Consider the following 20,361-nt stretch of genomic DNA (forward strand, 5'->3'; position numbering starts at 1 on the left):
AAGTAGTGGTGTTGCAAGCCGGTGTCCGGCAGGACTTCAGGCGGCCTGTGCTCGCCTCAGCCGTCCCACCAGCGAATTGGTGGATGTCCCGATGATCTCCACCTGATGGATTGCCCCGATCAGATCGGTCGATCCTTCCAGATGCACGGCCTGCAGATAGGGCGAGCGTCCGCCCACCTGCCCCGGCATGCGGCCGGGGCGCTCGATCAGCACCGGCAGGGTCCTGCCGACGCAAGACGCATGAAAGGCCGTGGTCTGGCTATTGACCAGGTCCTGCAGCCGCCACAGGCGCTCATTCTTGACCTCTTCGGCGATCTGGTCGCCCAAATTGGCGCCTGGCGTGCCGGGGCGGGTCGAATATTTGAACGAATAGGCCGAGGCATAGCCGACATCGGCGATGATCTTGAGCGTGTCCTCGAAATCCTGATCGGTCTCGCCGGGGAAGCCGACGATGAAATCGCCCGAGAGCGCCATGTCCGGCCGCGCTGTCTTGATGCGCTCGATGACCTGCAGGTATTCGGCCGCCGTATGGCGCCGGTTCATCGCCTTCAAAATCGCATCGGAGCCCGACTGCACCGGCAGATGCAGGTAAGGCATCAGGATATCGAGATCGCGATGCGCTGCGATCAGGGCATCGTCCATGTCGCGCGGATGGCTGGTCGTATAGCGCAGGCGTTCCAGCCCCGAAATTTCGGCCAGCAGATAGCTCAGTTCACCCAGGCCCACCGCCCGGCCCGCGCCGTCGACGCCGTGATAGGCATTGACGTTCTGACCCAAGAGCGTGATTTCCTTGACGCCGGCTTCCACCAGCCCGCGCGCCTCGGCAATCACCTGGCTCACCGGGCGGCTCACTTCGGCGCCGCGGGTATAGGGCACCACGCAGAAGCTGCAAAACTTGTCGCAGCCTTCCTGCACGGTGAGGAACGCGGTCAGCCCGCGCTTGATCGTCACTTCCTTCTTGGGCGCCGGCAAATGGTCGAACTTGTCTTCCTCGGGGAAGTCGGTGTCGATCACGGCTTGCTTGAGGCTCGGATGCATATGCCGCTGCGCCTCGGCGCGGGCCAGCATGGCGGGCAAGCGGTGATAAGCCTGCGGCCCGAATACCATATCCACCACCGGAGCGCGGCGGGCGATTTCCTCGCCCTCGGCCTGCGCCACGCAACCGGCCACGCCGATCATCATGTCGCCGCCCAAAGCGCGGCGCTCATTCTGCAATTCCTTGAGCCGCCCCAGCTCGGAAAACACCTTTTCCGAAGCCTTTTCGCGGATGTGGCAGGTATTGAGCAGCACGAGGTCCGCCTGCGCAATGTCGCCGGTTGGCTCATAGCCCTGCGGCGCCAAGGCGTCGGCCATCCTGTCGCTGTCATAGACATTCATCTGACAGCCATAGGTCTTGATGAAAAGCTTCTTGGTATTGGCTGATATCTCGGTCATGGCCGCTCTTTACCAGAGGAGGAGGCAAGACTCCAAGCCCGAGACTTCAGGTGCCAGACCTTGCAACCCCACACCACGCGCATGGGTTAATACCGGACAGCAGACAGGAGGTCGCCATGCTCAAAAAACCCAGTCGTGATAAATCAAGGTCCGATGCCGCCGCCATGAAGGACGGCAAGAAACCCGGACCCGAGGATAGCCCCGTCCAGGTGCGCAATGCCGGCAAGGAGGCGCAGGCCGATTCGCCCAAGGACTGGGACGACCAGGACGAAGCAGTCGACGAGAGCTTCCCGGCCAGCGATTCCAGCGCCAAATACTAGGCGCGCTGCCGCATTGGCCGGCTGCGACATCGCCGCAAATCGCCGCCCCGCGAAGGCTATGGCCAAACTTGGGCGAAGTCATCTGCTTTAACGGTCCCAAGCGGGGAGTTGCGCATTGCATGGGCAAGGCCAGCGGGGCTAGCATCATGGATGTCGCGTACCCATTTGAGTACAGGCGAGACGTGATCCCGAAATCCGGGAACCGGCTTTCGGAGATCCTCGTGTCGATAACAACGACAAGAAGGAAGAGGAAGCCATGACCTTACGCATTTCGGGAAAGAACATGGATGTGGGCGATGCGCTGCGCGGCAAGGCGGCGGATCATTTCGCCACGGTCGTCGGGAAATATTTCGACGGCGGCTATGACGGCCACCTGACCCTTACCCCCGACGGCATCGGCTTCCGCGCGGATTGCGTGGTGCATCTGGATACCGGCGCGACCCTGCAGGCCAGCGCCCAGGGCGGCGACGCCACATCGGCCTATGAAATCATGGCGCTCAATATCGAAAAACGGCTGCGCCGCTACAATCGCAAGCTCAAGTCTCATCGCAAGGGACCCAATGGCGTTTCGGATGGGGTGACCGCGCAATATACCGTGTTTGGGGCGGGGGATGAGTTCGACGAATTGGACGCGGATTACGCGCCCCCGGTGATCGCCGAAACCACCAAGAACCTGCGCCAGATGAGCGTGGAAGAGGCGGTGATGGAGCTCGATCTCACCGGCGGCCAGGTGGTGATGTTCCGCCATGCTGGACATGGCGGGCTAAATGTGGTTTACCGCCGCTCCGACGGCAATATTGGGTGGATCGATCCCGCCCTCGGGACCAATTGAACGCGCCCGGCGCCACAATTGAGCCAACAATAGTCAAGGCAGACTTTATGGAATTGTCCGATATCCTGGCGGAACGGGCAGTGCTTTCTTGCACGAGCCTGAAATCAAAACGCCAGTTGTTTGAACAGCTTGCCGCAAAGGCAGCCGAGATGACCGGGCGCCCGGTCGAAGACATCTGTTCCGCTATCACCAGCCGGGAAGAACTCGGCTCCACTGGCCTGGGCAATGGCATTGCCATTCCCCATGGCAAGATTGCCGGCCTTGATGGGGTCACCGCCGTGTTCGCGCGGCTGGACGATCCCATTGAGTTCGACGCGGTTGATGACCAGCCTGTGGATATCGTGATGATGCTGCTGGCCCCTGCCGGGGCCGGCGCCGACCACCTCAAGGCCCTGTCGCGGGTGGCGCGCCTGCTGCGCACCGAAAGCGTGGTGGACGATCTGCGGCGAACCGATGATCCGCACCGGCTCTATCAATTGCTGACCAGCCCGCTCGAGGGCCATTACGCCGCCTGAAACGGCTAATCCCAATAGAAAAACCCCCGGATCGTCTCCGGGGGTTTTTGCTTGCTGGCCTACGGCCCGGCACTAATGCACCGTGGCGAGGCCCAGATTCTTGTCGCCCAGCCAATCGGCCACAGCATCTTCCGTGTCGGTGACCAGAAGTGGCGTGCCATCGGCCGACATGACCAGCTGGTAGAGCTCATCATCGTCGAACTGGGCGTCCGCAATCATGGTCGAAAGGGTCTGCCCGTCGACCGGGCGCACATAGACGACGGCATCGCCGCCCAGAGCCATGAACTGGGCAGGGGTCAAGCCCCTGAGGGGATGGACGGGCGCGTCCGCTGCGGGCGCATCATTTCGTTTTTCATACATTTGTCGGCCCTTTCCTCAAACTGAGCGAATGTCGATACGTCGGGCGATCTTTGGCGCTTGCGGGCGCTCAAGAGCAACAACGAGCATACCGTGCCCTAAAGTTGCATCTTTCACGATCATGCCATCGGCAAGAAGGAAGGACCGCTGGAACTGCCGCGCGGCGATACCGCGATGCAGATATTGTTTTCCAACCTCATCCTTCTGCCGGCCGCGGACAATGATCTGATTGTCCTCGGCGATCACTTCGAGCTCATCAACCGCAAAACCGGCGACCGCGATGGAGACGAGGAACTGTTCGGTTCCCGCATCATCTTGAGTTCGCTCGATATTATAGGGCGGGTAGCCGTCGGCGGACTTGGCCAGCCGATCAACTCGTTCCTCAAAGGCATCAAAGCCGAGGAGAAATGGGGCGGAAAACACCGAAATACGCGACATCTACGCCGTCCTTGGTCACAAGCAACGTCTTGGCAAAGGACCCAAAGAGAGTGGCATCCAGCGCCTGACGAAGATATGGGACAATGACCTGCCCGGTTCAAGTCCGGCATAATGCAGTCCTGTTTATGAATGGATGCTGACGCGCAAATGACCGAAACTGTCGCCGTGATCATGCCGGCCTATCGGGCCCAGGATACAATCGGGTCCAGCGTTGCCAGCGTGCTGGCGCAAAGCTATCCGCATTTCCAATTGCTGATCGTCAGCGATGACGGGGTCGACTATGCCGAGCTGCTGGCAAAGCAGGGCATTGCCGATAAACGTATATTACAGCTCTCGAGCGGCGTCGTGGGTGGCGGGGCCTCGGCGGCCCGCAATCTGGCGCTTGAGGCCAGCTCGGCGCCCTATGTGGCGATTCTGGATGCCGACGACCGCTTCAAGCCGGAAAAACTGGCGCGGGCCCTGGCGGCTTTGGCCGATCACGCCATTGTCAGCACGGCGCTCGATGTGATGAGCGATAGTTTCGTGCATCTGCGCCATGTCGCCATGGGGCGAGACCGTCTGGTCAAGGCCGGGGCACATAAATGGCTGAACCTGTCGATGGATTCGATGATCGTGTGGGATCGCCGGCGCACCGACGGGCGCTATGATACCACCATCAGCAATATGACCGATCTTGAATTGCTGCTGCAGCTTTATCGGGGGGTGCCGCAATCCTGGCATCTGGGCACGCCGCTGCATGATTATATCAAGCGATCGAGTTCGATGAGCAATGGCGCCAATGTCGCGGCGGGAATGATCGCCAGCAAGAATGTGATTCTGGCCCGCGTGGAGGCGGGTTATTACGGGCTGCCGGAAGAGGACGCGGTGGAGATCGCGCGGTTCCTGCGCATTTCGCTTGAGGCGGAGAAGCTCTATGGCGACGCGCTGGCGGCACAGCCGGGGCTGTTGTTCGAGGATCATCTGGAGCCGATGTTGGGTCGGAGCTAGACGCCGGCATCGGGGGTATCCGCTTGCCGAATAGAGACCGCGCAACGCCGCCCCCTGCCCCCTCAGCTCAGCAACACCGCAATGATATCATCGTGGATGGCCTGCCATTCGGCATCGCTGAAGGGATGCAAGCCAAAGCCCCGCAGCGTGAAAGCGCCTTCGGCGGCGAGCAGCGCCAGCCGGGCGCGCCGGCCGCGTTCGGTTGCAGGATCGATGCGGGCAAAGAGCCCGCGATAATAATCGATCGTGCTGCTGCGAAATTGCGGGGAGCGGATGAAGCTGGCCATCAGCGCCGCCGCCCGGCCCCCGCTGGTGGGATCTGCGCCCGCGCTGGCCTGCACATGAGCCAGGATGTGGCGCTCGGAGTGATCCCCGGCCTCGGCCAGGAATTGTTCGGCCAGCTTGTCATAGACGGCGACGACCCGCTCCAGCATCGCGTCGATCAATATGTCCTTGCTGGCATAGGCATAGAGCACGCCGCCCTTGCTGACCCCCGCTTCGGCCGCCACCGCATCGATGGTGAGATGGGCCGCGCCATCGCGCAGCACCACCTGTTCGGCGGCATCCAGAATCGTGCCGCGATCGATCGTCTGGCGTCGGCCCATTATTTCTCTCTTTTAAAACCGTCTGGACGGATATATATCGCACCCTGTCTTATAACAATGAAATTCGCGCCTTGCGCAAAGAGGTTTTGATGTCTCGCCCCGCCAATCGCTGGCTCACCCTGGTCGCTGTCATGCTGGCTTTCGTGCCGATCGTGGTCGATATGACGATCCTGCATATTGCCGTGCCGTCGCTGACGCTCGCTTTGGGCGCCAGCGGCACCGAGATCTTGTGGATCATCGATATCTATCCGCTGATGATGGCGGGCCTGCTAGTGCCAATGGGCACGCTGGCCGATCGGGTCGGGCACCGCCGCATGATGCTGGTTGGGCTGGCGATCTTTATTGTCGCCTCGGTGCTGGCCGCCTTTGCACCGACAGCCATGGCGCTGATCGGCGCGCGAATTATCCTGGCTTTGGGCGCCTCCATGGTCATGCCCTCCATTCTCGCCATCATCCGACAGACCTTCGAGGATGATCGCGAACGCGCCATTGCGCTGGGCCTGTGGGGTACAGTGGGCTCGGCCGGCGCGGCTCTGGGGCCGCTGGCGGGCGGCGTTCTGCTCGAGCATTTCTGGTGGGGCTCGGTGTTCCTGGTCAATGTGCCGATCATGCTGGTGGTGTGGCCGCTGGCCCATTTTGCCGTGCCCAGGCGCCAGCCACAGGGCGGCGGCAATTGGACCATCGGGCAGGCGCTGATCCTGATCGGCGGGCTGATCGCCAGTGTCTACGCTATCAAATCGGGGTTCAAGGCGGGCTCGTCGCCGCTGGTGACCGGCGCGACGCTGGTGGCCGGGTTGGGCCTGCTGCTCTGGTTTGCCCGTCAGCAATTGACTGCGGCCTCGCCCATGCTGGACCTGAGCCTCTTCACCCGGCCGGCCCTTTCCATGGGCATGATCATTGCGCTGGTGGTGTCCGGCTCGCTGGCCGGGGTGGAGCTGACCATTGCCCAGGAGCTGCAATTCGTGGTGGGCAAATCCCCGCTCGAGGCGGGACTGTTCATGCTGCCGCTGGTGGTGGCTTCGGCCATGGGCGGGCCGCTGGCGGGCTATCTGAGCAATCGTCTGGGTCTGCGGGCGGTGGCAGTGCTGTCGCTGGCGGCGGCAGCTGCTGCATTGGCCGGGCTGGGGGTGAGCGATTTCCATCAGCCGGGTCTGGGCGTGATCGTCTTTATGGTCCTGCTGGGCCTCTCGCTCAGCATCGGGCTGACGGCTTCATCCATCGCCATTATGGGTAGTGCGCCACCCGAGAAGGCGGGCGCAGCCGGCTCGCTCGAAGCCACTGGTTACGAGTTGGGTGCGGGGCTGGGCATCACCTTCTTCGGCGTGCTGCTGGCGGCCAGCTATGGTGCCGGCATGGTGGTGCCGCAGAATCTGGCGGGGCTGGTGCCCGAAGGCGCCCGCCATTCCATCGGCGAGGCCATGGTGGCGGCCAATGGGCTGGGTGGCGCCAATGGGGACGCTCTGGCCCAGGCGGCGCGTGAGGCATTTTCCAGCGCGCATGGTACGGTTTTGCTGACCGCGGCCAGCCTGATCGCCGTGCTGGCCGTGGCGGTGCTGATTGCGCTGCGTAATTATCGCGAACCCAAGGGCGGAATGGCCAATAGTCACGGGTGAGGCAACGGGCTCTTGCCTTCCCCCGGCTTTCCCCCTATAGAGCCCACTTCTCCGGACCGCCCGGCCAACAGGCATGCCGTGGCGGTTCTTGAATGCGATGGGCCCAAATCCATCCAAATACTCTAAAGGACCCGCAAAATGCCCAAGATGAAGACGAAATCTGGCGCGAAAAAGCGTTTCAGTTTCACAGCGACCGGTCGCGTCAAGGCTGGTGTCGCAGGCAAGCGTCACCGTTTGATCAACCACAACGCAAAGTACATCCGCACCAACCGCGGCACCAAGATCCTGTCCAAGGGCGACGAGGGTCTGGTCAAGTGGTACATGCCGTACAACCGCTAAAACGCTGAAAGGAAGCTGACACATGTCACGCGTTAAAAGAGGCGTTACCAACCACGCCCGTCACAAAAAAGTTTTGAAGGCTGCGGAGGGCTATTATGGCCGCCGCAAGTCCACGATCCGTATCGCCAAGCAGGCCGTCGAAAAGGCCGGCCAGTACGCGTATCGCGATCGTCGCGTCAAGAAGCGCAATTTCCGCGCCCTGTGGATCCAGCGTATCAACGCTGCCGTGCGCGATTACGGCCTGACCTATGGCCGATTTATCGACGGCCTCAGCAAGGCTGAGGTTGCCGTCGACCGCAAGGTACTGAGCGATCTCGCGATCACCCAGCCCGAAGCGTTCGGCGTGCTGGTCGAAAAGGCCAAGGCAGCACTCGCGTATCTCGAAGGCGTCGAAAAGACGACCCACGAGCGCGTCACCGCCTAATACCTCGCTTACGCTGAGGCCCAAATTGACGCCTTGCGCTACCCCGAAAGGGCTGGCGCGAGGCGTTTTGTTTTGGTCTAACGCCCGCAGTTCATTTGGAAGCTCCTTAGATGTCCCTCGATAGCCAGATCGACACCCTCCGCGCCGAACTTTCGGCCGCCATTGCCAATGCCGGCGACGATGCCGCGCTCGACACTGTGCGTGTTGCGGCCCTGGGCAAGAAGGGCAGCGTTTCCGCGCTCCTCGCGTCGCTGGGCTCCATGGCCCCGGAAGAGCGCAAAAGCGCGGGCCCGGCCATCAACGGGCTCAAGCAGGAGATTGCCAGGCTGATCGAAGCCAAGAGCGGCGCGCTCAAGGCGGCAGCGCTCGACGCGCGGCTCAAGGCCGAGACGGTCGATATCACCCTGCCCTTGCCCGCAGCACCCACGGCGCGCGGCCGCATCCACCCGATCAGCCAGACCATTGACGAGATCACCGCGATCTTCTCTGACATGGGCTTCTCGATCGCCGAAGGGCCCGATATCGAGACCGATTATTTCAACTTCACCGCGCTCAATTTCCCCGAAGGCCATCCGGCCCGGGAAATGCACGACACCTTCTTCATGAAGCCGGGCGCCGATGGCGTCAAAAAAGTGCTGCGCACGCACACCTCCCCGGTGCAGATGCGGGTGATGCAGCGGACCAATGAAAAGCCGGCCGCCAGCTATCTGACCCCGCCAATGGATCCGCCGATCCGCGTGGTGATGCCCGGCCGCACCTATCGCAATGACTCAGACCAGACCCACACCCCGATGTTCCATCAGGTCGAGGGGCTGGTGATCGACAAGTCGAGCCATATCGGCCAGCTGCGCTGGGTGCTGGAGGAATTCCTCAAGGCCTATTTCGAAGTGCCCAATGTGACGCTGCGCTTCCGCCCGAGCTTCTTCCCTTTCACCGAACCTTCGATGGAAGTGGACGTGCAATGCGACCGCTCGGGCAATGAGGTCAAGATCGGCGAAGGCAGCGATTGGCTCGAAATCCTGGGCTGCGGCATGGTGCATCCCAATGTGATCCGCAATGCGGGCCTCGATCCCGATGTCTATCAGGGCTTTGCCTGGGGCATGGGGATCGACCGTATCGCCATGTTGAAATACGGCATGCCGGACCTGCGCGCCTTCTTCGACGCCGACCAACGCTGGCTCGATCACTACGGCTTCCGCCCGCTCGACCTGCCAACGCTATTCGGCGGGCTGAGCAGCTAAATGAGCGACAACCCGCTCGACCCGATCTTCATCGTCACCGATATAGAAAGCGACGGGCCGACGCCGCTGCATAATTCCATGCTGAGTTTTGCTTCGGTCGCCATCGAGGCCGATGGCACGCACCATGGTGAGTTCGAGGCGCAGCTGACCCAGCGGCCGGATCGGACCACCAATGAGCAGACCATGGCCTGGTGGGCGACCCAGCCCGAGGCGTGGGAAGCGACTACGGCCAATGCCGAGGCGCCCGCAGTGGTGATGCCGCGCTTTGCCGATTGGGTGGACAGCCTGCCGGGGCCAAAGGTGTTTGTTGCTGCGCCGATGATTTTCGATGGGCTGTGGATGGACCATTACCTGGACGAATTCGCCGGCACGCGCGTGCTGAGCGGGCCGTTCAAGAGCCGGCAGATTTTCAAAGGCGGCGGTGTGTGCCTTTACACCATGGCCGGCACTTTGCGCGGCGCGCCCTATCTCGATTGGGGCATGAGCAAGCTGCCGGCCGAATTCTACGGCCATATCGCCCACACCCACAAAGCCATCGACGATGCACGGGGCTTTGCCCATGTGCTGGTCGAATTGTTCAAGATTTCCCGTGCCCTGCCGCCGATCAGCGGCAGCAAGTCCGATTTCCGCTAAGGTGCCAGACAAATGAAATTCACTCTCGATTGGCTCAAGGAGCACCTCGATACCACGGCTTCCGTGGAGGAGATCGGCACGGCGCTGACCTCGGTCGGGCTGGAACTGGAAGGCGTTGAAAACCGGGGCAAGGCGCTCTCGGCCTTTGTCGTGGCCCATGTGGTGCTGTCCGAACCCCATCCCAATTCCGACCACCTCAATGTCTGCAAGGTCGATGCCGGCACGGGTGAATTGGTCGACGTGGTCTGCGGCGCGCCCAATTGCGTGACCGGGATGAAGTCGGTGTTCGCTTTCCCCGGTACCTATATTCCGGGCAAGGATTTCGAGCTCAAGGCCGGTGTCAGCATCCGCGGCGCGCCCTCCAATGGCATGCTGTGCTCGGCCGCCGAACTCGAACTTTCCAACGAACATGATGGCATTATCGAGCTGCCGGCGGATGCGCCGATTGGCCAAAAATATGTCGACTATGCCGGGATCAATGGCGTGGTGTTCGATATTGCCATCACCCCCAATCGCGGTGATGCCACCGGGGTTTATGGCGTGGCGCGGGACCTGGCAGCGTTCGGGCTGGGAACGCTGAAAGCCACGGACATGTCGCCGGTGCCGTCCAAGGGCAAGAGCCCGATCGCGCCGCTACCCCAGCTGTTCTCGGCTGACGAGCCCAAGGCGATCCGCAAATTTGGCGGACGCTATATCAAAGGCGTGAGGAACGGACCCTCGCCCGATTGGCTGCAGCAGCGCCTGCGCGCCGTGGGCCTGCGCCCGATCAACGCCATTGTCGATATTACCAACCTCGTCTCGCTGGGCTGGGGCCGGCCGCTGCATGCCTATGACGCCGACAAGATTGCCGGCGCGCCCCTGCTGCGCAATGCCAAGCCCGGCGAAACCTTCGACGCGCTGGACAACAAGATCTATGCGCTGGACGAGACCATGACGGTGATTGCCGACGATATCGGCGCGCTGTGCCTGGGCGGTGTGATGGGCGGCATTCGGTCGAGCGTGACCGAGGGCACCACCAATGTGTTTATGGAATGCGCCAGTTGGGACCCCGAACTGATTGCCCGCACCGGCCGCAAGACCGGCATCGTTTCGGATGCCCGCTATCGGCTGGAGCGCTCGGTCGATCCGGCGCTGACCGAACCAGGGCTGGAACTGGCGACGCGCCTGGTGCTCGAACTCTGCGGCGGCGAGCCGATGGAGCCGGCGATTTCGGGCGAGGATGTCTTCCCGGACACCGTTGTCGAATTCCCGCTGGGTGAGGTCAAGCGCCTGACCGGGTTGGAGCTTGGCGCGGAACGGATCGAGGCGATCCTCACCGCGCTAGGCTTTGTGCTGTCGGGTACGGGCGATACGCGGACGGTCAAGGTGCCGAGCTGGCGGCCGGATGTGACGCAGAAGGCGGACCTGGTCGAAGAAGTGATGCGCATGGTGGGCGTGGACAACGTGCCCGTCGAGCCGCTGCCGCGGCTCAACCATGTGGCCCAGCGCATGCTGACCAGCATCCAGAACCGCCGCCGCATTGCCCGCCGGGCACTGGCGGCGCGGGGGCTGGATGAAGCGGTGACCTGGTCGTTCATTCCCCATGCCGAGGCGGTGCGCTTCGGCGGCGGGCAGGAAAGCCTGCAATTGGCCAACGCCATCGCCTCGGACATGACCGATATGCGGCCTTCCCTGCTGCCGGGGCTGCTGGCGGCGGCGCGGCGCAATGCCAATCGCGGTACGAGCGATCTGGCGCTGTTCGAGGTCGGCCAGGTGTTCCTGAGCGATACGCCGGACGGGCAGCACACCTATGCCACCGGCATTCGCACCGGCACGGCCAAGCTGAGCGGCGCCGGACGCCATTGGAGCGGCAAGGCCGAGCCGGTGGGCGTGTTCGATGCCAAGGGTGATCTGGGCGCGGCGCTCGATGCGCTGGGCGTCGATATCGACAAGGTGCAGATCTTTGCCGAGCCGGCGCCCTGGAGCCATCCGGGCCGCGGCGGGCGCATTGCGCTCAACCCCAAGGTAACCCTTGGCTGGTTTGGCGAATTGCACCCGGCCTGGGCAGCTGAGCTCGATATCGAAGGGCCGGTCTCGGCATTCGAGCTTGATCTGGATGCCCTGCCCGAAGCGCGCAAGAAGGCGACCAAGACCAAGCCGGCGCTGACCCTGTCGGGCCAGATGCCACTGTCGCGCGATTTTGCCTTTGTGGTCGATCGGGGCGTGACGGCCGCGACGATCCTGAAGGCAGCGCGTGGGGCCGACAAGGGGCTGATCCGCGACGTGAGCGTGTTCGATGTATTCGAAGGCACCCACGTCGGCGAGGGCAAGAAGTCGGTGGCCATCGAAGTGACGTTGCAGCCTTTGGACAAGACGCTGACGGACGAGGAAATCGAAAAGGTTTCGGCATCCGTGGTGGCGGCGGTGACCAAGGCGAGTGGCGGGGTGCTGCGGGCATAGGGGCGCTGGACAAAGCGGGGGGGAACCATTCAAATCCGGCCATGAGTGAACCCCGATTCCCCGATGTGATGCTGCTGGCGGCGGGCCTGGGCACGCGGCTGCGGCCCTTGACCGACAGCGTGCCCAAGCCGCTGGTGCCGGTGCTGGGTGTGCCGCTGATCGAGCGGATCATGGCCAATGCGCGGGCCGAGGGCGCCAAGCGCTTTGTCGCCAATGCCCATTACCGCGCCGATCAGCTGCTGGCCCATTTCGGCGGGCTGCTCAAGGTCAGCCGCGAGGATGATCTGCTGGGCACTGGCGGCGGCATCAAGCGGGCACTGCCCATGCTGCATTCGGACCCGATTTTCGTGATGAATACCGATGCCTTCTGGCCGGAGGGGCAGGACCAGCCGCTGGGGCGGATGCTGCAGCGGTTCGAGGCCGAAGACGAGGCCGTGGTGCTGCTCTGCGTACACCCGCGGCGCGCGACGGGGTTTGATCGCAGCCACGATTTTTGCCTTGACCCCATGGGACGGATCACCCGCGACTATGGCGCCCCGGTGATTTACGGCGGGGTGGCGCTGCTGGGCAAAAGCTGGTTCGCCGATGCTGCCGACGGGGCGTTTTCGCTGAACGATGTTTTCGAAGCGGCGCTGGAGCGCGAAGCCCTGTTCGGCGTGGCGCTGGACGCCGATTGGTATCATGTGGGCGACCCGCAAGCTTTGGCCGAGACCGAACGGCTTTTGGCCCGATGAGCCTTTACTCCATCCCGCCGCATGAGCGGTTTCTCGCCACGCTGGCTGAGCGGGTGATGGATGGCACATTGCTGGGCGGCTGGGACCGCGCCAGCAATCCGTTCTGGCTGAGCGATGTCACCATCGTCGTGCCGACGCGCCGGGCCAAGCAGGTTTTGGCCGATGAATTTGCCCGGCGCGGCACGGGCCTGCTGCCCGACATCCGTACCTTTGGCGGCGAGACAGCGGACGAGGAACCGTTCCTGCCGCCCTTCGATGTCGCCGCGGCCCCGCCCATGGCCACGGCGCTGGAGCGGCGGCTGGTGCTGTCGCAATTGGTGGCGGCCTGGGCGGCAACGCCGGCGGGGCGACAGGCGTTTTCCAGCCCGCCTACGGCCGCCGAAATCCTTTCCATGGCCGAGTCACTGGGCGCGTTGATCGATGACCTGCTGACCGAGGAACGCAGCGCTGCCGATATCCGCGCCATCGTGCCTGAACTGGCGGGCGAGCTGGGCGCCTATTGGCAGCAGACGCTGACCTTTCTCGACATCGCGCTCAGCTACTGGCCCGAGCGGCTGGCGGCCAAGGGGCTCGAAGACGGCATGAAATTGCGCGGCCTGCGGCTCGACCGGCAAGCGGCGGCAGCGCCTTTGCTCTGGGGCGACCGGCCGGTGATCGCGGCAGGCTCCACCGGCTCGATCCCTGCTACCGCCAGGCTGCTCAAGGCCATCCACCAATTGCCCCGCGGGGCGGTAGTGCTGCCGGGGCTCGATTGCAGCATGAGCGAAGCCGACCACGCCGCATTGCTCGATGCAGCCAACAATCCCCACGGCCACCCGCAATATGGCCTGGCGCGGCTGCTGCGGCTGCTGGGCGCGACGGTGGGGGCGGTGACCGAACTGGGCCAGAGCGACAATCTGCGCACCATTCTGGTCAATCGCGCGCTGGCGCTAACCAAGGATACGGCGCGCTGGCCTGAGCAACGCCTGACCCAGCTCGAAATCGGCATGGCCTGCGACGGGCTCTCCATCATCGCAGCCCGCAATGAGGACGAGGAAGGCCGCGCCGTGGCGCTGGCGGCACGGCAGGCGCTGGCCGGCGGCAAGAGCGTGGGCATCGTCACCCCCGACCGCAATCTGGCCCGTCGCATCGCCGCCGAGCTCAAGCGCTTCGCCATCGAGGTGGATGATGCGGCGGGCGCGCCGCTGTTCCAATCCCCGGCGGGCCGGCTGCTGCGGCAGATCCTGACCCTGGCGGCGGGCAATTGCGCGCCGGTGGACATGATGGCGCTGCTGCGCCATCGCGCCGCCCGCTTCGGCATGGCCCGCCCCGATATTGCGCGATTGGCCGATGATATCGAACTGGGCCTGTTGCGCGGGCAGCGGCCAAATCCGGGGTTGGCGGGCCTGCGTGCCCTGCTGGCGGCTAATGTCGGTGAGGTGACGACCCATGTGGCCAAGCGGCTGAATGCACGACAGGCCGAGGCCATCGAGGCGCTGTTCGGCCGTATCGAGACGGCACTGGCGCCGCTGTTGGCCCTGCTGGGCGAGCGCCGGATCACGGCGAGCGCATTGGCTGCGGCGATCTGCAGGGCTTTTGAGGCGGTGGCTGATGGCGCCGAGATTCCCGGCCGCGCGGAACTGGCCGATTGGGCCAGCCAGATGGCGGCGCAGGCCGGGGAGGGGCACAGCTTTCCGCCCACCGGACTCGATAGCGTCCTTGCGGCGCTGATGGCGGGGTTCCAGGTGCGCACGCGCGAGGAGCGCCGCAGCGATATCGCCATCTGGGGGCAGATCGAAGCCCGCCTGATGAATCCGGACCTGCTGATTCTGTGCGCGCTCAACGAGGATAAATGGCCTGAAGCGGCTGATCCCGGCCCCTGGCTCAGCCGGGGCATGCGGCTGGCGGCGGGGCTCGAGCCGCCAGAGCGGCGGCAGGGGCTGGCGGCGCATGACTTCGCCCAAGGACTGGGCAATGAAAGCGTCATCATCGCCTTTTCCGGCCGCATCGGCACCAGCCCCGCTTTGCCCTCACGGCTGGTGCAGCGGCTGGAGGCCTTTGCCGGCGAGGACAATGTGGCGGCCTGGCAAAAGCGCGGTGCGGTGTGGCTCGAACAGGCGCGTCGGCTCGATGCGGTGACCGAAACCCGCGCCGCCACGCGGCCGGCACCCAATCCGCCGGTCGATACCCGGCCGCGCCAGCTTTCGGTCACCGAGATCGAAACGCTGATGCGCTCGCCCTATGACATTTATGCCAAGCATGTGCTCCGGCTGCGGCCGCTCGACGCTTTGGGTGAGACACCGGAGGCGCGCGAGCGCGGCACCATTATCCACGATATCCTCGCCCGCTTCGTCGAGGAGGGGCATGACGTGATGGCCGCCAATGCCGCCGCGCTGTTGCGGCAATTTGCGGTCGAGGCTTTTTCGGGGCTCGAAGGCATCGCCGAGCGGCGCGATATCTGGATCCGGCGGTTCGAGACCGCGGCGCGGCAATTTCTCGATTTCGAGCGCGCGCGCAATGCCGAGGTTCTACGGCGCCATGCCGAGATCGAGGGGCTGTGGCCGCTGCCCACCGGCTTTACCCTCAAGGGGCGGGCCGACCGGGTCGATGAAATGCTCGATGGCAGCTTGCAGATCCTCGACTTCAAGACCGGCTCGCTCCCCACGCCGGGGGCAATGAAGGCGTTCGAGGCGCCGCAAATGCTGCTCGAGGCGCAGATGGCGCGGGCGGGCGCCATGGCGGGTGTACCGGCCGCCGACACGTCGCGGCTGACCTATATCAAGATCGGGCTGGGGCCCGAGGCGTTCAGCCCCAAGGATTTTTCGCTGGGCGAGGGCCACACCATCATGAGTGCGGCCCAGGACATTGCCGAGCGCATGCAGCGCCATGTGGATTTTTTCCTGTTCAACCAGATGCCCATGCCGGCCCGCATCCTGCCGCTCAAGACGCAGCGCTTTGCCGGCGCCTATGACCATCTGGCGCGGGTCGACGAGTGGACCGCGGTGGACGAAGATGAGGAGGACGGCTTTTGAGCGAGCGCGGCAAACCCGTCATTTCTCCAGAGACCCGCACCAATCAGGCAAAAGCGGCGGACCCGAACCTGTCGATCTGGGTGTCGGCCAATGCTGGCTCGGGCAAGACTTTTGTGTTGACCCGGCGCGTGCTGCGGCTGCTGCTGGCCGGAGCTACCCCACAATCCATCCTGTGCCTCACCTATACCAAGGCGGCGGCGGCCGAAATGCGCGGTCGGCTGGCGCGGGAACTGGCCCGCTGGGCCACCCTGCCCGAGCCCGAACTGGTGCGGGAGCTCAAGGAGATCGAAGCCAATGCCTATCGGCCCGCACTGGTCGAGCGGGCGCGGACCCTGTTTGCCCAAGCGCTGGAGACGCCGGGCGGGCTCAAGATCGTCACCATCCACGCCTTCTGCGAATCGGTGCTGCATCGCTTTCCGCTCGAAGCGGGCGTGCCCTTCGATTTCAAGGTGATCGAGGACGAGGAACGCATCCAGCTGCTGACGCAGACGCGCGAGGCCGTGTTGGCACAGGGCCTGCGCGGGGAAGGCGCGACGGCAGCGGTCGAGACGCTGTTCGGCCTGCTCAGCGATTTTGCGCTAAGCGACGCCATCGAATTGGCGCTGGGCGACGGGCGCAAGCTCAAGGCAGTGCTGGCCGACATCCCGCGCGCCAAGGCCAATCTGCGCCAGCTGGTGGGGCATAGTGGGGAGAGTTCGTCCGGGCTGCAGCGGCAATTGGTCGAGCAAAGCCTGCTGACGCCGGAGGGGATCAGGGAGATCGTTCGGCTGTTCGGCGGCGATCCCAGCGGCAACAATCGCTTCGTGGATCTGCTGGCGCGGCTGGACCCCGATGCCATCGATGGCGGCACCTTGCGCACCGCCTTCCTCACCGACAAGGGCACGGCCCGCAAGCTGCTGACCGCCAAGCAGCAGGCGGACCGCCCCGATATCCTGACCTTGCTCGAAGCCGAGCAGGCCCGTGTTACGGCGCTGGTCGACGCGCTCAGCACGGCGCTGTTGGTCGAACGCAGCGAGGCGCTGCTCGACGTGGTGGCGCTGATTGCATCCCGCTACCAGGCGCATAAGCGCGCGCGCTCGCTGCTCGATTTCGACGATCTGGTCGAAAAGCTGGGTGACCTGCTGGAAAATCCCGATGCCGGACCCTGGGTGCAGTACAAGCTCGATACCGGCATCGATCATATCCTGGTCGATGAAAGCCAGGATACCAATCCCGAGCAATGGCGGGTGGTGCGGGCCATTGCCGACGAATTCTTCAACGGCGCCGGCGACGTGACACGGCTGCGTTCGCTGTTCGCGGTGGGCGACCAGAAACAGTCGATCTATTCGTTTCAGGGGGCCGAACCGACCCTGTTCGGCGCCACCGGCGAGCTGTTCCGCCGCCGCGCTGCCGAGGTCGAGGTGCCCTTCCTGCCGCTGCGGCTGCATATGAGCTTTCGCACCTTGCCCGAAGTGCTGGCGGCGGTCGACAAGGTCAGCGACGATCCCAATATCCAGGACGCGCTGCTCGAAAGCGAGAAGGTGCATCACGACACCAGCCGACCCACCAAGGGCGGCAGCGTGTGCTTGTGGCCGCCACTGCAACAGGCCACTTCGGCAGGCGACGCTGGCGAATGGCCGACCGAGCCGGCCGAGGGTGGCGAAAAAACTGCGCCGCGTCAGGTCGCCGAGCGCATTGCGCGGGAGATCAAGGGCTGGATCGACACCAAGCGGCCGCTGACCAATCGCGGCCGGCCGGTGCGGCCCAATGACGTGCTGATCCTGGTGCAATCGCGCGGGGCGGTGTTCCAGGAGGTGATCCGCGCGCTGCGGCAGGCGGGATTGCCGACGCCCGGCGCTGACCGGCTGGCCGTGTCCGACCATATCGCGGTGCTGGACCTCTTGGCGCTGTGCGATGTGCTGCTCAATCCGGCCGATAGCTTGCAATTGGCCGCGCTGCTGCGCTCGCCTTTGTTCGATATCGGCGAGGACGAGCTGTTTACGCTGGCCCAGCCGCGCGAGAAAGGCCGTACGCTGTGGCAGGCGCTGGAAACAGCGACCACGCCGGGCTGTGCCGAGGCCTATCGGGCCCTGTCGCGCTGGCGCGGCGAACTCGATTTCGAGCGGCCATTCGAATTCCTGACCCAGGTGCTCTATGCCGAGGGCGGGCTGCGGCGCTTTCACGCCCGGCTGGGCGAGGAAGTAGACGAGGTCTTCGCCGAATTGCTGGAACTGGCGCTGGCCCATGAGCAGGGGTCGCAGCCATCCCTGCAGGGCTTTGTTGTCGCCATGCGGCAAAGCGCGGTCTCGATCAAGCGCGAGCTGGCCGAGGCCGGCAATGGCGTGCGGGTGATGACGGTGCATGGCGCCAAGGGGCTCGAGGCCCCCATCGTCATCCTGGCCGATGCCGCCAGCAAGCCGCAGGGCAATCAGGTCAATCGGCCGGTTTACCTGTTGACCGAGGCGCCTGGCCCGCTGCTGGTGCATGCCTCGGGCAGCAAGAACCATGTGCCGGGCAGCCTTGGGGTCAAGAGCCAGGTCGAGGCCAATCTGGCCAAGGAATATTGGCGCCGGCTCTATGTCGCCATGACGCGGGCCGAAGACGAGCTTTATGTCACCGGCGCGCTGACCCCCTCGGCAAAACCCGAACGGCAGCTCGAGGGCACCTGGTATCAGGCCATCGAGCGAGCGCTCCGCGCGGACGCCGAAATCGTGCTCGACGGGGATGGCCGCGAGACCGCGCTGATCTATCCGCGCGACCGGGAGGCGCCGCAACCGGTCAAGCGGCTGGTCGAACCGGCCGCCGCTGCCAGCCTGCCCCAGGCTTTTGCGGCGGTGCCGGCGCCCAAGGTGACAAAACTGGTTGCCCCCTCCTCGGCCCGCAGCCATGTGGAGCCGGCTGTGGCGCTAGATAGCCTTGCCGAGCAGTTGCGCGATGCCGAAGCGGCGCGCAAGGAGGGCATTGCGCTGCATGCCCTGTTGCAGCATCTGGGTCGGGTTGAGCCGAGCCTGTGGCCGGCCGTGGTGCCCAAGGCGCTGGCTGCTTTATGGCCCGAAGCACCCGACCAGCATGCCCGGATCGGGGCCAAGGCCATGTCCATCCTCACCAAGCCCGAACTGGCACCCTTATTTGCCGCCAATAGCCGGGCGGAAGTGCCATTTTCGGTGGCGGCGCAACGGGATGGCACCCCGATCCGGCTGGCCGGGCGGATCGACCGGCTGGTCATTGACGACTCAAGGCTATTGGTGATCGACTACAAATCCGACATGTCGGTGCCCGGCAGCCCGGAGAACGTGCCGGGGCCGTATTTGACGCAATTGGGCCTGTATGCGCTGGTTGCAGGCCAGCTCTTCCCGGGCCATTCCGTCGAGGCGGCCATCCTGTGGACTGGATTGGAATCATTGATGATTTTGCCGTCTGATCACCTTCGCGCAGCGACCCGGGGCTTCACCTTGCAGTGACGCAGGCTTGCAGCAAGGCTGGACTCTCACCAGCTTTGGGAGCAATGAGACCACCGCTTTCAACCAAAAGGCAACTTAACCCATGACTACACACGTTTCCGACGCCAATTTTGGCGAGGAAGTCCTTAACTCCAAAGAGCCCGTTCTCGTGGATTTCTGGGCGGAGTGGTGCGGGCCGTGCCGCGCGATCGCACCTGTGCTCGATGAGCTTTCGAGCGAATTGGCCGGCAAGGTCAAGATCGTCAAGCTGAACATCGACGAAAACCCCTCCACCACCGTCAAATACGGCGTTCGCTCCATCCCCACCATGATCCTGTTCAAGGGCGGGGAAGCTGCCGACATGAAGATCGGCGCGGGCACGCCCAAGGCCGGCCTGACCAAGTGGCTCGAAGGCCACGCGGCCTAAGACCGTCCATTCAAGAATTGCAGAACACCGCTGGGGCGACCCGGCGGTGTTTTTGTTTGTGACATCGCCCGCGCAAAGACTTTCCTCGCCCCGGTGCGCACTACATTTTGTATGCCTTTCCATGGCGGCCGACTCTCTATAGTATTCATCGTTCTTTACCGATGGAGACGATCATGGCCCACCACGTTACCGATGCCAACTTTGCCGCCGAAGTGCTGAATTCCAGCGAGCCGGTGCTGGTGGATTTCTGGGCGGAATGGTGTGGGCCCTGCAAGGCGATGGACCCGATCCTGGAACAGGTCGCGCTCGATCTGGCCGGCAAGGTCAAGATCGTCAAGCTCGACGTCGACAGCAATCCCAGCACCGTGACGCAATATCATGTGCGCGCCATGCCCACGATGATCGTGTTCAAGGACGGCCAGCCGACCGATGTGAAAGTGGGCGCCGGCCAGTCGCGCGCGCAGCTGATCAAGTGGCTGGAGAGCCACGCCGCCTGATTGGCTGATATCACCGGGCCTGATAGTCTCTCCTCCATAAGAAGACTTGGGAGGAGAGGCCTGTGGCCCCTGTCGATCTCGCTGCTGCCCCGTTCA

At 64.0% G+C, this 20,361-nt stretch carries 19 protein-coding genes; 15 read left to right on the plus strand and 4 right to left on the minus strand.

All coding sequences use genetic code 11. From position 1 onward, the window contains the following. Positions 1–36 precede the first annotated feature (36 nt). On the minus strand, positions 37–1,434 hold the full coding sequence (miaB, locus tag ACI3KW_RS15005; RefSeq protein ID WP_404848734.1) for a tRNA (N6-isopentenyl adenosine(37)-C2)-methylthiotransferase MiaB: 1,398 nt from the start codon (positions 1,432–1,434) through the stop codon (positions 37–39). 116 nt (positions 1,435–1,550) lie between these two features. Between miaB and ACI3KW_RS15010 the strand changes: the two genes are divergently transcribed. The 3 genes from ACI3KW_RS15010 (at position 1,551) to ACI3KW_RS15020 (ending at position 3,101) form a co-directional block, all read left to right on the plus strand. Further along, a complete protein-coding gene (locus ACI3KW_RS15010; protein ID WP_404848735.1) occupies positions 1,551–1,754 on the plus strand; it encodes a hypothetical protein in 204 nt (67 codons plus the stop codon). A 256-nt stretch (positions 1,755–2,010) separates the two neighbouring features. Beyond that, on the plus strand, positions 2,011–2,586 hold the full coding sequence (locus ACI3KW_RS15015; protein ID WP_113123502.1) for an HPF/RaiA family ribosome-associated protein: 576 nt from the start codon (positions 2,011–2,013) through the stop codon (positions 2,584–2,586). 47 nt (positions 2,587–2,633) lie between these two features. Beyond that, on the plus strand, positions 2,634–3,101 hold the full coding sequence (locus ACI3KW_RS15020; protein ID WP_113123503.1) for a PTS sugar transporter subunit IIA: 468 nt from the start codon (positions 2,634–2,636) through the stop codon (positions 3,099–3,101). Positions 3,102–3,173: 72 nt separating this feature from the next. Here the strand turns inward: ACI3KW_RS15020 and ACI3KW_RS15025 are convergent, their stop codons facing one another. Both ACI3KW_RS15025 and ACI3KW_RS15030 read right to left on the minus strand, forming a co-directional pair. Continuing rightward, positions 3,174–3,461, minus strand: coding sequence for a DUF1150 family protein (locus tag ACI3KW_RS15025; RefSeq protein WP_404848736.1), 288 nt, complete (start codon positions 3,459–3,461; stop codon positions 3,174–3,176). A 15-nt stretch (positions 3,462–3,476) separates the two neighbouring features. Next, on the minus strand, positions 3,477–3,896 hold the full coding sequence (locus ACI3KW_RS15030) for an Hsp20 family protein (RefSeq protein ID WP_404848737.1): 420 nt from the start codon (positions 3,894–3,896) through the stop codon (positions 3,477–3,479). A gap of 147 nt (positions 3,897–4,043) precedes the next feature. Between ACI3KW_RS15030 and ACI3KW_RS15035 the strand changes: the two genes are divergently transcribed. Then, a complete protein-coding gene (locus ACI3KW_RS15035) occupies positions 4,044–4,883 on the plus strand; it encodes a glycosyltransferase family 2 protein (protein ID WP_404848738.1) in 840 nt (279 codons plus the stop codon). Between the two features lie 62 nt (positions 4,884–4,945). Here ACI3KW_RS15035 and ACI3KW_RS15040 read toward each other — a convergent pair whose 3' ends face one another. Then, complete coding sequence (locus tag ACI3KW_RS15040) at positions 4,946–5,488, minus strand: TetR/AcrR family transcriptional regulator (RefSeq protein WP_404848739.1); 543 nt, start codon at positions 5,486–5,488, stop codon at positions 4,946–4,948. An 89-nt stretch (positions 5,489–5,577) separates the two neighbouring features. Here ACI3KW_RS15040 and ACI3KW_RS15045 point away from each other — a divergent pair, with 89 nt between their 5' ends. From ACI3KW_RS15045 to trxA (ACI3KW_RS15095), 11 genes are all read left to right on the plus strand, one after another. Continuing rightward, positions 5,578–7,101: an MFS transporter gene (locus ACI3KW_RS15045; RefSeq protein WP_404848740.1), complete on the plus strand. Its 1,524-nt coding sequence runs from the start codon at positions 5,578–5,580 to the stop codon at positions 7,099–7,101. Positions 7,102–7,239: 138 nt separating this feature from the next. Further along, a complete protein-coding gene (gene rpmI, locus ACI3KW_RS15050) occupies positions 7,240–7,440 on the plus strand; it encodes a 50S ribosomal protein L35 (RefSeq protein ID WP_035099236.1) in 201 nt (66 codons plus the stop codon). 22 nt (positions 7,441–7,462) lie between these two features. Continuing rightward, positions 7,463–7,864 (plus strand): 50S ribosomal protein L20, encoded by a 402-nt coding sequence (rplT, locus tag ACI3KW_RS15055; RefSeq protein WP_113123509.1) that lies wholly within the window; start codon positions 7,463–7,465, stop codon positions 7,862–7,864. 110 nt (positions 7,865–7,974) lie between these two features. Further along, positions 7,975–9,105, plus strand: a complete 1,131-nt coding sequence (gene pheS, locus ACI3KW_RS15060) for a phenylalanine--tRNA ligase subunit alpha (protein ID WP_404848741.1) — start codon at positions 7,975–7,977, stop codon at positions 9,103–9,105. Continuing rightward, positions 9,106–9,738: a DNA polymerase III subunit epsilon gene (locus tag ACI3KW_RS15065; protein ID WP_404848742.1), complete on the plus strand. Its 633-nt coding sequence runs from the start codon at positions 9,106–9,108 to the stop codon at positions 9,736–9,738. A 12-nt stretch (positions 9,739–9,750) separates the two neighbouring features. Next, positions 9,751–12,177 (plus strand): phenylalanine--tRNA ligase subunit beta, encoded by a 2,427-nt coding sequence (gene pheT / locus ACI3KW_RS15070; protein WP_404848743.1) that lies wholly within the window; start codon positions 9,751–9,753, stop codon positions 12,175–12,177. A gap of 41 nt (positions 12,178–12,218) precedes the next feature. Next, positions 12,219–12,911 (plus strand): nucleotidyltransferase family protein, encoded by a 693-nt coding sequence (locus ACI3KW_RS15075; RefSeq protein WP_113123513.1) that lies wholly within the window; start codon positions 12,219–12,221, stop codon positions 12,909–12,911. Next, a complete protein-coding gene (addB, locus tag ACI3KW_RS15080; protein WP_404848744.1) occupies positions 12,908–15,922 on the plus strand; it encodes a double-strand break repair protein AddB in 3,015 nt (1,004 codons plus the stop codon). The genes ACI3KW_RS15075 and addB overlap by 4 nt, the downstream gene beginning before the upstream one ends. Further along, on the plus strand, positions 15,919–19,362 hold the full coding sequence (gene addA / locus ACI3KW_RS15085) for a double-strand break repair helicase AddA (protein WP_404848745.1): 3,444 nt from the start codon (positions 15,919–15,921) through the stop codon (positions 19,360–19,362). Before addB ends, addA begins: the two co-directional genes overlap by 4 nt. A gap of 82 nt (positions 19,363–19,444) precedes the next feature. After that, a complete protein-coding gene (gene trxA / locus ACI3KW_RS15090; RefSeq protein ID WP_035099248.1) occupies positions 19,445–19,768 on the plus strand; it encodes a thioredoxin in 324 nt (107 codons plus the stop codon). Between the two features lie 173 nt (positions 19,769–19,941). Continuing rightward, entirely contained in the window at positions 19,942–20,265 is a 324-nt protein-coding gene (gene trxA, locus ACI3KW_RS15095) for a thioredoxin (protein ID WP_113123580.1), read from the plus strand. The last annotated feature ends 96 nt before the right edge of the window (positions 20,266–20,361 follow it).

The sequence above is a fragment of the Devosia sp. ZW T5_3 genome, from assembly GCF_044987315.1.
In the GTDB taxonomy this organism is placed as follows: domain Bacteria; phylum Pseudomonadota; class Alphaproteobacteria; order Rhizobiales; family Devosiaceae; genus Devosia.

Excerpts from the sequence above, each read along its gene's own strand:
- miaB (WP_404848734.1), bottom strand. The coding sequence starts at position 1,434 with ATGACCGAGATATCAGCCAATACCAAGAAGCTTTTCATCAAGACCTAT.
- ACI3KW_RS15010 (WP_404848735.1), top strand. The coding sequence starts at position 1,551 with ATGCTCAAAAAACCCAGTCGTGATAAATCAAGGTCCGATGCCGCCGCC.
- ACI3KW_RS15015 (WP_113123502.1), top strand. The coding sequence starts at position 2,011 with ATGACCTTACGCATTTCGGGAAAGAACATGGATGTGGGCGATGCGCTG.
- ACI3KW_RS15020 (WP_113123503.1), top strand. The coding sequence starts at position 2,634 with ATGGAATTGTCCGATATCCTGGCGGAACGGGCAGTGCTTTCTTGCACG.
- ACI3KW_RS15025 (WP_404848736.1), bottom strand. The coding sequence starts at position 3,461 with ATGTATGAAAAACGAAATGATGCGCCCGCAGCGGACGCGCCCGTCCAT.
- ACI3KW_RS15030 (WP_404848737.1), bottom strand. The coding sequence starts at position 3,896 with ATGTCGCGTATTTCGGTGTTTTCCGCCCCATTTCTCCTCGGCTTTGAT.
- ACI3KW_RS15035 (WP_404848738.1), top strand. The coding sequence starts at position 4,044 with ATGACCGAAACTGTCGCCGTGATCATGCCGGCCTATCGGGCCCAGGAT.
- ACI3KW_RS15040 (WP_404848739.1), bottom strand. The coding sequence starts at position 5,488 with ATGGGCCGACGCCAGACGATCGATCGCGGCACGATTCTGGATGCCGCC.
- ACI3KW_RS15045 (WP_404848740.1), top strand. The coding sequence starts at position 5,578 with ATGTCTCGCCCCGCCAATCGCTGGCTCACCCTGGTCGCTGTCATGCTG.
- rpmI (WP_035099236.1), top strand. The coding sequence starts at position 7,240 with ATGCCCAAGATGAAGACGAAATCTGGCGCGAAAAAGCGTTTCAGTTTC.
- rplT (WP_113123509.1), top strand. The coding sequence starts at position 7,463 with ATGTCACGCGTTAAAAGAGGCGTTACCAACCACGCCCGTCACAAAAAA.
- pheS (WP_404848741.1), top strand. The coding sequence starts at position 7,975 with ATGTCCCTCGATAGCCAGATCGACACCCTCCGCGCCGAACTTTCGGCC.
- ACI3KW_RS15065 (WP_404848742.1), top strand. The coding sequence starts at position 9,106 with ATGAGCGACAACCCGCTCGACCCGATCTTCATCGTCACCGATATAGAA.
- pheT (WP_404848743.1), top strand. The coding sequence starts at position 9,751 with ATGAAATTCACTCTCGATTGGCTCAAGGAGCACCTCGATACCACGGCT.
- ACI3KW_RS15075 (WP_113123513.1), top strand. The coding sequence starts at position 12,219 with ATGAGTGAACCCCGATTCCCCGATGTGATGCTGCTGGCGGCGGGCCTG.
- addB (WP_404848744.1), top strand. The coding sequence starts at position 12,908 with ATGAGCCTTTACTCCATCCCGCCGCATGAGCGGTTTCTCGCCACGCTG.
- trxA (WP_035099248.1), top strand. The coding sequence starts at position 19,445 with ATGACTACACACGTTTCCGACGCCAATTTTGGCGAGGAAGTCCTTAAC.
- trxA (WP_113123580.1), top strand. The coding sequence starts at position 19,942 with ATGGCCCACCACGTTACCGATGCCAACTTTGCCGCCGAAGTGCTGAAT.